The organism is Helicobacter sp. CLO-3 (assembly GCF_001854545.1).
GTDB lineage: Bacteria > Campylobacterota > Campylobacteria > Campylobacterales > Helicobacteraceae > Helicobacter_B.
In genome coordinates, this window is the sequence record NZ_MLQN01000045.1 from 1 (window position 1) to 12,403 (window position 12,403).

A 12,403-nucleotide genomic window follows, 5' to 3' on the forward strand; every position below is an offset into this window, starting at 1 on the left:
TGTGCGTCCTTTCTAGAATAATTTTTCCGCAAATTCGGTAATTTTCTTACGAAAATTGTCAAACTTAGAGCCTTCCTGTTTGCGCTCTGTATGCGCGCTAGCGATGTCGCTGTTTTTGGATAGATTCATCCGCCGACAAATTCCAACCAAACAAATCTCTATAATATGTTTCGTTGTAATCGCATGAAAAAAGCTGCGTGGATTCTAGCATATCTTGCTGTTTTAGGAAATTTAAAATAAGCGCACTATTTGCACCAGCTGCGATACCAACCTCCAAAATCTTCTTTGGCTTATGCAGCGCAATAGAATCTAGCACAAATTTGCGCTCTTCATAAGCCATTTCTGAGTATTTTTCGATTAGCTCATTTTTTAGTCCATAATCTTGTGTCATTGTTATATCCTTTCTATGATATGTAAAACAAAATCTAAGCAATTCTGCCTAGACGACCTTAATTGGCATTGGCATTGCGCTTAATTCAAAAACCTATGCGGGCTTAATCCTTCTTTGCGCGGAGGTAGCTGGGCTGGTCGTAATCCACCACATCATCGCTACCGCTTACAAGTTTCAATTCATTGTAGTTGAAAGAAAAATCCTGCTGTTTTGGTGCGCTATCTGCTTGCTTGGCTGATGTTTGCTCGGGGTTAGCTGCGGCGGTGATACTTTTTTCAAATCCCGTAGCGATGACCGTCACGCGCGCAAAATCCTGTGGCAGACTCGCATCCGTGCGCGTCCCAAAAATAATATCCGCCTCCTCGCTATCCACCACTTCATTGATAAAATCCATAGTGTCTTCTATCTGCATCATCGGATATTCTGGATGTATATAGAAATTTATCGCCACGCCTTTTGCGCCATTTATCGAGAGGTTGTCAAATAGTGGCGACTCTATCGCGCTTCGCAGCGCATCGATACTTGCATTCTCGCCGCTGCCCTCGCCTATCCCCATAAGCGCCAGACCGCGATAATTCATCACGCGCTTCAAATCCGCAAAATCCACATTTATATCATCCTCGCCATAATCAAGTATGATGCTAGAAAGGCCGCTAGCCGCGCGAGATAGGACGCTATCCACCATTCTGAAGCTTTCTTTTAGCCCGGTGTTTTTGCCAATGATTGAGCGCAGTTTGTCATTTGGCACGACAATGATAGAATCACTCACTTTATTTAGCTCTTCAAATCCGCGTTGCGCGGCTTTCATACGCTTTGGTCCTTCAAATTTAAAAGGCTTTGTGCTGATAGACACGGTGAGTGCGCCTAACTCTTTAGCGATTTGCGCTATCACGGGTGCTGCGCCTGTGCCAGTGCCACCGCCAAGCCCAGCGCACACGATAACCATATCCGCCCCTGTGAGATGGTGTTTGATTTCATCCATGCTTTCAAGCGCTGCTTTTTTACCCATCTCATCATCAGCACCAGCACCTAGCCCTGCTGTGATGCGCTCGCCTAGCTGTATTTTTATAGGCACTTGACATACGCTAAGATGCTGTATATCGGTGTTTGCTGCGATTAGCGTCAAATCCTCATGTGCGCTACTTTTATAAAGATGCGACACCATATTGGAGCCGCCGCCACCCACGCCAATCACTACGATTTTGACTACCTTGTTTTTCTTGATTTCTTGTATGTCGATGCTCATATCTTCTGCCATGTGCGTCCTTTCTAGAATAATTTTTCCGCAAATTCGGTAATTTTCTTACGAAAATTGTCAAACTTAGAGCCTTCCTGTTTGCGCTCTGTATGCGCGCTAGCGATGTCGCTGTTTTTGGATAGATTCTCCTTTAAATTAGAGAGGTCTGTATCCATGATGTTTTGAAAATCGCGATTTGGTGCGTATGAAGGTGTAGGCGTAAATGAAGGCATATCATCTAGCGCCCTAGATTCTTTGTAGCAAATCTTTGACATAGAATCGCGCTCATAATTGGTATATTTCCCCGCACCATACCACAAAAGCCCAAGCACCGTAGAAAACGCCGGATCACGCAGCTCATCAAAAATCCCGGGCATCTCGATTGGCTTAGAAATGCGCGTTGGCATATTTTGGAAAAATGCCTTAGCTAGCTCGCGGATGCCCTGCATATTCATCATCCCGCCTGTCAGCACCACACCAGCACCTAGCCTATCTTTTAGCCCGCTTTGCTCCAGATACCTAGCAAGCACGCCAAAAGTCTCTACCACGCGCATTTTTATAACCTTTTGCGCTTCATCTAGCATGACAAAATGCACCGCATCATCCACGCCCACAGAAGGCACCTCTATGCGCCTATCGCTTGGCTCGCCACAGAGATTTCCAAACGCGATTTTTACTTCTTCAGCGGCTGGGATTTTGGTATTTAGCGCCATTGCGAGATCGCTTGTGATGTGATGTGAGCCAACGCCCAAAAAGTTATTATACCGCATTGCGTTGCCATCATGTATCATTATCTCACAAGTGCTACCGCCGATATCTATGCACGCCACGCCCAGCTCTTTTTCATCATCGCTTAGCACGCTGATAGATGAGGCATAAGAAGATAGCACGATGTTTTGTATCTCAACACCTGCTAGATATATCGTCTTGCGTAGATTCTCTAGGCTTGAGTGCTGTGCTGTGACGATATGCACAAACACCTCCAAGCGCCGCCCTGTCATACCCATAGGATCTTCGATATGGTCTTGATCATCTAGCCTAAACTTATATGGAAGCACATGTATCACATCAAATTCTTGCGGAATCGAGGCATTATACACAGCGTTATTTAGCGCTTTGCCTATTTCTTTGATGCCTATTTCATTTTCGGTGACATTATACACGCCAGAGCTACCCACGCTTTTGGTATAGGCACCAGAGACGGACACGATGGCTTTGTTTAGATTCTCGGTGCCCGCCATGCGATTTGCATCAGCGATGGCGGCTTTTATCGCCTTGCTTGCAAGATCGATATTGACGACTAGCCCCTTTTTCACGCCTTGCGAGCGGTGTATGCCCATACCTATGATGTGAGGCACGCCATCTTTGACATCAGCGATCACAGCGCATATCTTGCTAGATCCTATGTCGATACCCAAAATTGTTTGCGACAAATGCTCCTCCTAAAATTTTTAAATAAATTTCTGTATCTTATACTGACGCTCTAAAAACTCAAAAACCAGCTGCGCCATAAGCTCTATTTTCACTTGAGCCGCCATAGAATCCGCCATACCGCTACTTACGCTAGAGCCGGCATTTGTATCCACTGCCTGCGATATTATCCTAAACAAAAAGGCATTTTCGCCTATTATAGCATAATTTGCGCCTTTTGGGCTATCAAAGATTTTTTGTAGCAATCCCATAGAGGTATAAAAATCTAGATTCCCGATTCTATAGCGCTGGGAGGATATTTGCTCTTGTGTTGGGATTTTTATCCCAGCGATGCGCTCACCTTTAAACACGCCAAGCCTGCCAATCGCCATTTTTTCTAGCTCTTGCGCGCGCTTATCTTTTAGATATTCTTGCGTTAGCACGCCACGCACCTCATCAAAGCCCATGATTTGTGGCGCATTTTTCTCTAGCACTTTTAGCGTGATAAAATCATCACCAAAGGCAAGAGGCTTTATCGCAGCACCCTTTGCGCTAGATTCTAGCGCTTTGATGATTTCTTCGCTATATTCGCCAGAATCTGCGATGATAGTTAGCTCTTGCGTGTTGGCAGCTTTTGATTTTTGTAGCTCCGAGTAGCTTTTTAGCGCTTCTATTTTGGCGTTTTGCTGCTGCAGTGCAAGTGCTACTTGTGGCTTTATGGATTCTGGGATAGCAGGATTTTCGCCTACTATGTAGTTTTTCTCATAAAACTTTTGCAGCTCGCTTTCATCGTATTTTTGCTCGCTTGATTTGGTGATGATAGCCTCTACTTTATAAGAAGCGGGCGTTTTATACGCATCCTTGCGCGCTTCCCAAAACGCCTTCAACCCCGCTTCATCCGCATCTACATGTATAGAGGAGCCATAAATCACGCTAAGCTCTATCGTATCGCTTATATCAAAGCCAAAGCTAAGCGCCTCTTTTTCAAGCGCGCTATTAAAAAGTGGCATACCATTTGCCACTTGCGGAAACACAAGCCCTATAACCTTGCGCGTTAGGATCATATTTCTCACTTGCTCTTCAAAGACCTGCTTTTTTAGCCCTTGAGATTCTATGAAAGAATCGTATTTTGCTAAGTCAAACACGCCATCAGTTTTCAAAAAGTCAAACTCCGCGCTCGTGCTTATCTCGCGCGCTATCTCCTCATCACTCACGCGTAGCCCAAGATCTAGCGCATAATTGCGAATAAGCGCGTTTGATATAAGGTTTTGCAATACGCGCTCATCTAGCCCCATAGCCTTCGCCTGCGCTTCATCTAGCATATCGCCAAATCGGCGCTTTTGGCGCTCAAACTCATCTTGATAGCTTTGGGCGAATTCCATTTTGCTTATCTTGATTTGCCCGACTTTTGCGACAGAATCCCCCGATAATGAGTAGTCATACATACCCCATGCAAACCCGCCAGCACCGATAAAAGCGAGTGTTGAAATCCATATAGTTATCACTAGCCATTTTTTGTGCTTTTGCATCCATTCTATCATCGCGCAATCCTATCTCGCCAAATTTTTGGCGCATTATATCAGAAAAAATCGCAAAAATGCTAGCCTTTACGCAGAATCTAGCAAGCAAATCTTTTGTGACAACGATTAGCGATATTGAAAATCCGCAAAATCTAGGCGCCAAAATTTTCAAAAATTCACAATCTTCACAATCATTTGAGCGCGCGCTTAAAAATTATATAAGCCAAATTGCCTTACAATCTTGCGCTACAAAACCACTAGATTCTAAGGAGTAAGCGATGGCATTAAAAGTATATTACGACAAAGATTGCGATTTAGGGCTTATCAAAAAGAAAAAAGTAGCCATCATCGGCTTTGGTAGCCAAGGGCACGCGCATGCAGAAAACTTGCGAGATTCTGGCGTGGAAGTGGCTATCGGGCTTTATAAAGGTGGGAAAAGCTGGGCTAAGGCGGAGGCAAAGGGCTTTAAGGTGCTAGAAGTGAGCGAGGCTACAAAATGGGCTGATTTGATAATGATATTAATCCCAGATGAGCTGCAGGCAGATGTGTTTGAGCGCGACATTGCCCCATATTTGAAAGAGGATAAAATCATTGCTTTTGGGCATGGATTTAATGTGCATTTTGGGCAGATAAAAGCCCCAAAAGGTGTTGGCGTGATAATGGTAGCGCCAAAAGCACCCGGACATACGGTAAGAAGCGAGTTTGTGCGAGGTGGCGGGATACCAGATCTAATCGCAGTCGAGCAAGATACTAGCAAAAATGACGCGCGCGCTGTGGCTTTGAGCTATGCAAGTGCCATTGGTGGCGGGCGCAGCGGAATCATCGAGACAACTTTCAAAGATGAAACTGAGACAGATTTATTTGGCGAGCAGGCAGTGCTTTGCGGTGGCGTGACAAGCCTTGTAAAAGCGGGATTTGAGACGCTTGTGGAGGCTGGCTATCCTGAGGAGATGGCGTATTTTGAGTGCTTGCATGAGTTAAAACTCATCGTTGATTTGATTTATGAAGGCGGGCTTGCAAATATGCGCTACTCTATCTCAAACACCGCAGAATATGGCGATATGGTAAGCGGTCCGCGTGTGATAAATGCAGAATCTAAAAAGGCTATGAAAGAGATTTTGAGCGATATTCAAGAGGGACGCTTTGCAAAAGACTTTATTTTGGAGCGCAAGGCAGGATATGCGAGAATGAACGCAGAGCGCAAGAATCTAGCAAATCATGGCATCGAAAAAGTGGGTGAGCGACTCCGCGCTATGATGCCTTGGATCGGCGCAAATAAGCTAGTGGATAAGGATAAAAACTAAAATATGCCAGAATCCAAAACCGCGCAAAAATCCGATACATCAGAATCTAGCGCGCCAGCATCAGAATCTAAAAACACGCCAGAATCTAGCACGCCAGCACCAGAATCTAAAAGCGCGCGCGAGTCCCCAAAGCCCGCGCAAAACACCATTTTTATGGAAGAGTTTGGCGATGTGGATGAGCAAATCGGCAGGGATTTTCTAAAAGAGATTCAAGATGACCCAGAAAGTATCAAGCGGCTTTTAGAAGAGTTTATCCACATAAGCTACCGCTATGAAAAAGATGTCAAAGATGCCAAAGCACTCTATGAGTGGCTCATCGAGACGCTGCCCCAAGCTGTCTGGGTGTATAACCAAGATGGCAGCTTTTTCTATCGCAACACGCAGGCTATTGAGCTTCAGCCAATAATCGAGCAAATCACCACGCCCGCCAAATCCAAAACCACGCCAAATTTTACCGCACTCACCACCGATAGCAAGCCCTCCGAGCTAGAAATCGAGCATGGCGGCAGAATCTTCCTCGTGCAGATAAACTCTTTTCAAAGTCGCATGCTAATCACCGCCACTGACATCACCACACAAAAACGCCAAGCGCGCCTAGCCTCCATGGGGCAGATCTCTGCCCACCTAGCCCATGAGATACGAAACCCCATAGGCTCGATGTCGCTGCTTGCAAGCGTGCTGCAAAGAAGCGCATCAAAAGAGCAAGAGCCTATCATTGATGAGCTGCAAAAATCCATTTTCCGCGTGGAGCGCATCATCAAAGCCACGCTGCTTTTCTCCAAAGGCATAAGCGCAAACAAGCAGCCCATGAGCCTTATAGAGCTTCAAGATGAGCTAAGCGCGTATATCAAAAGCTACAGCTTTAGCAAGCAAATCGATTTTGACTTTGACTTTGCCGATCAAGTCGCGAGGCTTGATAAAGATCTCATTTTGATAGCACTGCAAAATTTTCTTTTCAACGCGATTGATGCGATTGAGGAGAGCGAGAATCCACAAGGGCGCATACAAATGCGAGGTAGCATCGCAAATAATGAAGTCGAGTTTGTCATCAAAGATGATGGCAAGCCTTTTGATGATCCAAATATCCTCTTTGAGCCATTTGTGACGACAAAGCTAAAGGGCAATGGACTAGGACTCGCGCTTTCAAACCAAATCGTGCATGCGCATCTAGGGCGCATAGAGCTAGATATAGCAAGCAAAGAGTTTCATATATTTATGCCGAAAGTGTGAGGTGGCGAAACATAAAAGCATTAAAAAGCGCGAGGTGCTGGGCTTTTTGGATTCTAGCACTTTTAGATTCTGGTGCTTTTTGTTTTTGCATATTTTAGATTCTAGCATCTCAAGTATTTTTATATCTCAAAGCATCCCCAAAGGCTTTTGCCCCAAAGCTCTTTGTAATGTTTTTCACATTCATTTTACCAAATCCGCGCTATAATGCGCGTTTATTTAACACCAAGGAGTTTCTATGCCTTTGCTTGATAGTTTCAAAGTCGATCACACCATCATGCCAGCGCCCGCTGTGAGGCTTGCCAAAAGTATGCAAACGCCAAGTGGCGACAAAATAAGCGTGTTTGATTTGCGCTTTTGCGTGCCAAACAAGGACATTTTGAGCGAAAAGGGAATCCACACGCTAGAGCATTTGTTTGCGGGATTTATGCGCGAGCATCTAAACGCGCCAAATGTCGAGATTATCGATATTTCGCCGATGGGTTGTAGGACTGGATTTTATATGAGTGTCATCGGTGAGCCAAGCGATGATAAAGTGCGCGAGGCGTGGGAAAATAGCATGAAAGATATTTTGAAAGTCGATGAAATCCCAGAGGCGAATAAATATCAATGCGGCACTTACGCCATGCACTCGCTCAAAGAAGCGCAAGATATCGCGCGCGATGTGCTAGATAAAGGCATAGGCATCATGGATACGCAAAAGATTCTGCTAAAAGAGTTTGCGTAAAATCTGCGCTAGATTCTAGATTCTAGATTCTCGCGCGAGAATCTGCCACGCTAGAATCCGCGCACAAAAGAGCTAGAATCTAAGTCTTAAAAACCCACCAAATACCAAAAAATACCACAAAGCAAAGGGGCGAAAATGAGCATGCCAAAAAGCCTAACATATAGCGCGATAAGCATCGGCGCGCTTGTCTTTTGGCTGGTGTGCTTTGGCTGTGCGAAACCTTATGACAACGCCAAAGTATCAGAATCTATAGATCTAAACAACAAGCTAAACAACTCCATATCCGGCGAAGTGGCGCGCAAAGAAGGGCAGACATACGCCCAAAGCCTGCTAAGCCTCATCGATGATAGCGAGCTAGAAGAGCTGCTAGACATCGCGCTAAAAAACAACACAAACATTTTGACGCTGACTTCTCAAATCGCGCAAGCACGCGACTCGCTAGGGCTAGCCACTGCCAATATGCTCCCCAAACTCACCGCCAACATGGGCTATAACTACAGCTCGGGCAACTACAACCGCTACCAAGTCAATGTCAATCAAAACACCGTGAATGGGAATCTATCGCTTTCATGGGAGCTTGATCTATTTGGCAAGCTAAATATGCTAAGAAAATCCAAAAAATACGAATACCTCATGTCAATCTCAAACCTAGAAGCCGCCAAAGTAAGCCTAATAGGCGAAGTGGCGACCAACTACTACACGCTAAAAAACCTAAAAAACGCGATAGCCATAGCCGAGCAAATCGCGCAAAATAACGCAAAAATCCTAGAAATCTCTAGATCAAAATACAATCTCGGACTGCTAGATGTCGCCACGCTAAACCCGCTTATCGCCACCCTTGCAAGCTCGCAGTCAAACCTAAATAGCCTAAAACTCCAAGCAGAGCAGACAAAAAATGCGCTTTTGGTGCTGCTAAATACGAAAGACTCCGAGATTTTAGATAGGCAGATGAGCGATGTGGGCGATGCTGGCGTTATGGATTCTAGTGATGCGGATTCTAGTGATGCAAGCAAAAGCGATGATAAAGATTCTAGCGCAACAAATGCCGCGACAAACGCAAATACAGGCGCGGACAAAAGCGCCCAAAGCATCGCTTATGCAAAAACGACCAGCGCACTGCCTGATGCCAAACTCCCCATAATCAGCGAGCTTCCACAAGAAATATTGCTAGGGCGCGAAGATGTGCAATCAAGCATCGCCAACCTAAACGCGCAAGTCATGCTAAAAAACTCCAAAAAAGCCGCCCTCTTCCCCTCCATCACGCTTGGCGGGAGTTTGGGGCAGATTTTGTATTCGACGCGCGGGATTGGCGATCTTATCTGGAATATCACCGGCTCGCTCGCCACACCGCTCATAAACCGCGCCACGCTCACCAAAGACTATAAAATCCAAAAAGAAAGCGTAAAGCAGGCGTTTTGGGCGCTGGAAAACACGCTACGCACAGCACTTGGCGAGGTGGAAAACGCGCTAAAAGAAGTCAATACCTCAAAAGACTCGCTAAAAGCGCAGCAAAAAAGCCTTGAGGGCTCAAAAGAGCTCATCGATGTGCAGCAGGGGCGATATGCGCTTGGCATGCTTGATGAGGATGTGTATCTTACCGATATGAACTCTTTTTTGAGTGCGAAGCAGTCGTATAATAGCGCGAAGCTTTCAGAAATATCGGCTGTGATTGTGCTGTATAAGGCGCTTGGCGGGAAGCTTGGGGGAAGTCTTGGTGGAGAATCTAGCGCAGAAAATGGTGGCGAAAATGCCAGCGCAGAATCCGGTATTGCAAAATCTGGCGTCGCAGAATCTAAAAATCTAGATTCTAGCGCAAAAACCAGCGCAAACAGCGCCACAGCAAACAAAAACAACGCCAGCGCAAACGCCAGCACCAGCGCGCAAAATGCCATCTCTTCAGCCTTAAATGATGCGTTTAACATCTCTTTGCAAACAAAGGAGGCAAGCTAAATGGAGCTAAAAAGCATAAAACTTCAAGATATAAGATTTGCGCGCCAAACACCAAAACACCAAAATTATCAAACACGCCAAACACGCCAAATATACGCCACGCTCGCATTTAGCGCGCTTTTGATTCTGGCATTTTTGCTTAGCGCTTGTGGCGGGGTGGCAAATCCTCCCAGCTGGTTTTTGCACCCGCAAGAAAGTGCTAAAAGCAGCATGTTTTATGGCGTAGGCATGGGCGCTAGCATCGCTGCCGCCAAGCAAGAAGCCACCAACGACCTAGCCCAAAGCGTACAGACGCAAGTAAGCTCAAACACCAGCATCACAAACCTCCAAACAAACGATGATCTCTCCACAAGCCTCGCGCAAAACATCAATCTAAATGTAGCAGAGCTCGAGCTACAGAATCTAAAAATCACCAACAAAGCCTACGCCAACAACACCTATTATATACAAGTAGGCGTATCTAGGCGCGATTTGCTTTCACCTCTGCAAGCGCAGATGAAAGAGGCGATAAGCGCGATGGGCACGCTAGATAGCACATGCGCTAGCCTAAGCATCAAAGACTTTGCCACGCTTGAGCGCGAGCTAAAACGCGCCAAAAGCCTATCTCAAACCATCACTGCGATAAGCGGCAGCCAGCTGCTAGAATCTAGCGATGCGCTAGAGACATACAGCGCGCTTCATAGGCGCAACGCCCCAGCGCCCAAAATAAGCGTGATAAATGAAGGCATGAGCGCTAGCGAGGCGCAAGTGATTTTGGGCGAGATAGCTAAATTTGCCAAAATCTCTAGCGAGCCAAACCTTACGCAGCTGCAAAACACACTAAAAATAAGCCCGAGCCCCAAAGGCGTGCAAGCTGTGCTTGAAGTGGTGATGAAAGACTGCGGGGGGAATGTGCTTTTCCAAGCGAGCATCAAAGAGGAGCAGGCGAGCCGCGATGCGGCGATAAAGCGCGCGGGCGTGGTGCTGTATAAAAAGCTTTTGGAATACAAGCAAGGGGGCGGCGATAGTATTCCGAATATTTAGATTTTGCAAAATCTATTTTTGCAAGCTTAGATTCTGCGATTTTAGATTCTGGCAAGCTGGGTTTTGCAAAATATAGATTTTATAAATTTAGATTCTGGAAGCCCAGATTCTCCGCATCGCGATTTTGCAGATTTAGATTCTGCATTTTTAGATTCTGGCGGTGGTGCTGGGATTTAGTCGCTGGCAGAATGCTATTTGCGCGCGGATTTTTATTTGCCTGCGCTGCATTGTTTGCGCTTGATTTGAGCGCGCAAAAATCACCAGAATCTAGCAAAACTTTTGGCTTGCTAGAGCTTATGGTATATGATAAATCGCTGCTAGAAAATAGCGCGCTTAGCGGCTATATGGCGAGCGAAAAGCTAGATGGCATAAGAGCTGCGTGGAATGGCAAAACGCTTCACACGCGCAGCGGCAATATCATCAAAGCGCCCGCATGCTTCACCAAAGACTTCCCGCCGTTTGCGCTAGATGGCGAGCTGTGGATTGGCAGGCGGCAGTTTGAAGAGGTGCTTAGCGTGGTTAGCCGAGAATACGCGGATGAAAAAAGTGCTTGCGCGGCGTGGGCGAGCGTGGGGTATCATATATTTGATGTGCCATTTTGTGAGAAAAATGGAGCGCAAATAATGCCTGTGATGCCAGAATCTAGCACAGAATCCAAAAAGCTGGATTCTAGCCCCAGCTCCAGCGCCAATGCAAAGCCAGCGCGCCAAACCTGCACCTTGCAAGAGCGCCTATCCATACTAGCGCGCTATCTTGAAAGCATCGCAGACACTAAAGAGGCCAGCGAGAAAGAAGCCCGCCAAACACATCTGCATATCATCCCCCAAGAGCGCATAGATTCTACAGCGTCTTTGCAAAAGCGGCTAAAAGAGCTAAGCGATGCCGGCGCGGAGGGCATCGTGCTGCGCTATGATAGCGCGCCATACCAGCAAGGGCGCACCAAGCATGCGCTAAAAATGAAGCTCTATAATGACGCGGAATGCAAGGTGATAGCGCATAATCGCGGCAAGGGCAGGCTGGAAGGTAAAATGGGCTCTATCACTTGCGAGCAGATGATAGATTCTAAGCTGCTGCATTTTCGCATCGGCAGCGGCTTTAGCGATGAGATGCGCGCCAGCCCGCCACCTATTGGCACGATGATAACCTATCGCCACTATGGCTTCACCAAAAACGGCATCCCAAAATTCGCCACATTCCACAGAATCTATGCCGCACAATAAGATAATATTTTGCTATAATGCAATGCAAATTTCTACAACAAGGAGCACTATCCATGCGCGCTATACTAAACTTTTTCCGATCCAAAACTATCACTTTTGAAAAAGCCAAGCAGGAGGGAGAAATCACCGAAGAAAAGCTTGTGAGAGAGGGCGAGAATCTATTTTTGTGCGGAAATGGTATATACCCATACACAGATGGAAAATCACTAGATATGCTTATAGATAAATTGGGGGGGGGGGGGGGAAACCCCGAAAAAAATCCGGGTTTTTTTTCCTGTGCAGGGGGGGTGGACCCAATAAAGACAAATGGAGATTTCAAGGGAAAAGTTCGTTGTCCCTTTTTATCCCTCCTCCGCCCGAACCCTCCTTCCAATTTTTTCTGTGGGTGTTTTTT

Annotated in this window: 12 protein-coding genes; 8 read left to right on the top strand and 4 right to left on the bottom strand. The window is 46.2% G+C overall.

From position 1 onward, the window contains the following. Positions 1-97: 97 nt before the first annotated feature. From BKN38_RS09265 to BKN38_RS09280, 4 genes are all read right to left on the bottom strand, one after another. The gene (locus BKN38_RS09265) at positions 98-391 is read right to left on the bottom strand and encodes a hypothetical protein (protein ID WP_070957808.1); all 294 of its coding nucleotides are present in this window, start codon (positions 389-391) and stop codon (positions 98-100) included. 103 nt (positions 392-494) lie between these two features. Continuing rightward, complete coding sequence (gene ftsZ, locus BKN38_RS09270) at positions 495-1,649, bottom strand: cell division protein FtsZ (protein ID WP_066453857.1); 1,155 nt, start codon at positions 1,647-1,649, stop codon at positions 495-497. Between the two features lie 11 nt (positions 1,650-1,660). Then, entirely contained in the window at positions 1,661-3,061 is a 1,401-nt protein-coding gene (gene ftsA / locus BKN38_RS09275) for a cell division protein FtsA (RefSeq protein ID WP_066453861.1), read from the bottom strand. Between the two features lie 18 nt (positions 3,062-3,079). Further along, positions 3,080-4,579 carry a peptidylprolyl isomerase gene (locus tag BKN38_RS09280; protein ID WP_066453863.1) on the bottom strand — a complete coding sequence of 500 codons (1,500 nt, stop codon included), beginning with the start codon at positions 4,577-4,579 and terminating at the stop codon, positions 3,080-3,082. Between the two features lie 257 nt (positions 4,580-4,836). On the opposite strand from BKN38_RS09280, the gene ilvC reads away from it, so the two are divergent. From ilvC to BKN38_RS11525, 8 genes are all read left to right on the top strand, one after another. After that, the gene (gene ilvC / locus BKN38_RS09290) at positions 4,837-5,862 is read left to right on the top strand and encodes a ketol-acid reductoisomerase (protein ID WP_066453867.1); all 1,026 of its coding nucleotides are present in this window, start codon (positions 4,837-4,839) and stop codon (positions 5,860-5,862) included. Positions 5,863-5,865: 3 nt separating this feature from the next. Continuing rightward, positions 5,866-7,092, top strand: a complete 1,227-nt coding sequence (locus BKN38_RS09295) for a PAS domain-containing sensor histidine kinase (RefSeq protein WP_233713023.1) — start codon at positions 5,866-5,868, stop codon at positions 7,090-7,092. 1 nt (position 7,093) lies between these two features. Further along, positions 7,094-7,297 (top strand): hypothetical protein, encoded by a 204-nt coding sequence (locus tag BKN38_RS09300; RefSeq protein WP_066453868.1) that lies wholly within the window; start codon positions 7,094-7,096, stop codon positions 7,295-7,297. A gap of 30 nt (positions 7,298-7,327) precedes the next feature. Continuing rightward, entirely contained in the window at positions 7,328-7,816 is a 489-nt protein-coding gene (luxS, locus tag BKN38_RS09305; RefSeq protein WP_066453870.1) for an S-ribosylhomocysteine lyase, read from the top strand. Positions 7,817-7,951: 135 nt separating this feature from the next. Next, a complete protein-coding gene (locus tag BKN38_RS09310; RefSeq protein ID WP_066453871.1) occupies positions 7,952-9,766 on the top strand; it encodes a TolC family protein in 1,815 nt (604 codons plus the stop codon). Beyond that, positions 9,767-10,789: an LPP20 family lipoprotein gene (locus BKN38_RS09315; RefSeq protein WP_066453872.1), complete on the top strand. Its 1,023-nt coding sequence runs from the start codon at positions 9,767-9,769 to the stop codon at positions 10,787-10,789. It begins immediately after the preceding gene. A 188-nt stretch (positions 10,790-10,977) separates the two neighbouring features. Further along, a complete protein-coding gene (locus BKN38_RS09320) occupies positions 10,978-12,009 on the top strand; it encodes an ATP-dependent DNA ligase (RefSeq protein WP_066453874.1) in 1,032 nt (343 codons plus the stop codon). 53 nt (positions 12,010-12,062) lie between these two features. After that, positions 12,063-12,403, top strand: a 341-nt coding sequence (locus tag BKN38_RS11525; protein ID WP_218117794.1) for a hypothetical protein, incomplete at its 3' end; no start/stop codon positions are given.

What these genes read in the sequence shown, in the direction of transcription:
- luxS (WP_066453870.1), top strand. Translation starts at nt 7,328, where the DNA reads ATGCCTTTGCTTGATAGTTTCAAAGTCGATCACACCATCATGCCAGCG.
- BKN38_RS09310 (WP_066453871.1), top strand. Translation starts at nt 7,952, where the DNA reads ATGAGCATGCCAAAAAGCCTAACATATAGCGCGATAAGCATCGGCGCG.
- BKN38_RS09280 (WP_066453863.1), bottom strand. Translation starts at nt 4,579, where the DNA reads ATGATAGAATGGATGCAAAAGCACAAAAAATGGCTAGTGATAACTATA.
- ilvC (WP_066453867.1), top strand. Translation starts at nt 4,837, where the DNA reads ATGGCATTAAAAGTATATTACGACAAAGATTGCGATTTAGGGCTTATC.
- BKN38_RS09320 (WP_066453874.1), top strand. Translation starts at nt 10,978, where the DNA reads ATGCTATTTGCGCGCGGATTTTTATTTGCCTGCGCTGCATTGTTTGCG.
- BKN38_RS09265 (WP_070957808.1), bottom strand. Translation starts at nt 391, where the DNA reads ATGACACAAGATTATGGACTAAAAAATGAGCTAATCGAAAAATACTCA.
- ftsZ (WP_066453857.1), bottom strand. Translation starts at nt 1,649, where the DNA reads ATGGCAGAAGATATGAGCATCGACATACAAGAAATCAAGAAAAACAAG.
- BKN38_RS09315 (WP_066453872.1), top strand. Translation starts at nt 9,767, where the DNA reads ATGGAGCTAAAAAGCATAAAACTTCAAGATATAAGATTTGCGCGCCAA.
- BKN38_RS09295 (WP_233713023.1), top strand. Translation starts at nt 5,866, where the DNA reads ATGCCAGAATCCAAAACCGCGCAAAAATCCGATACATCAGAATCTAGC.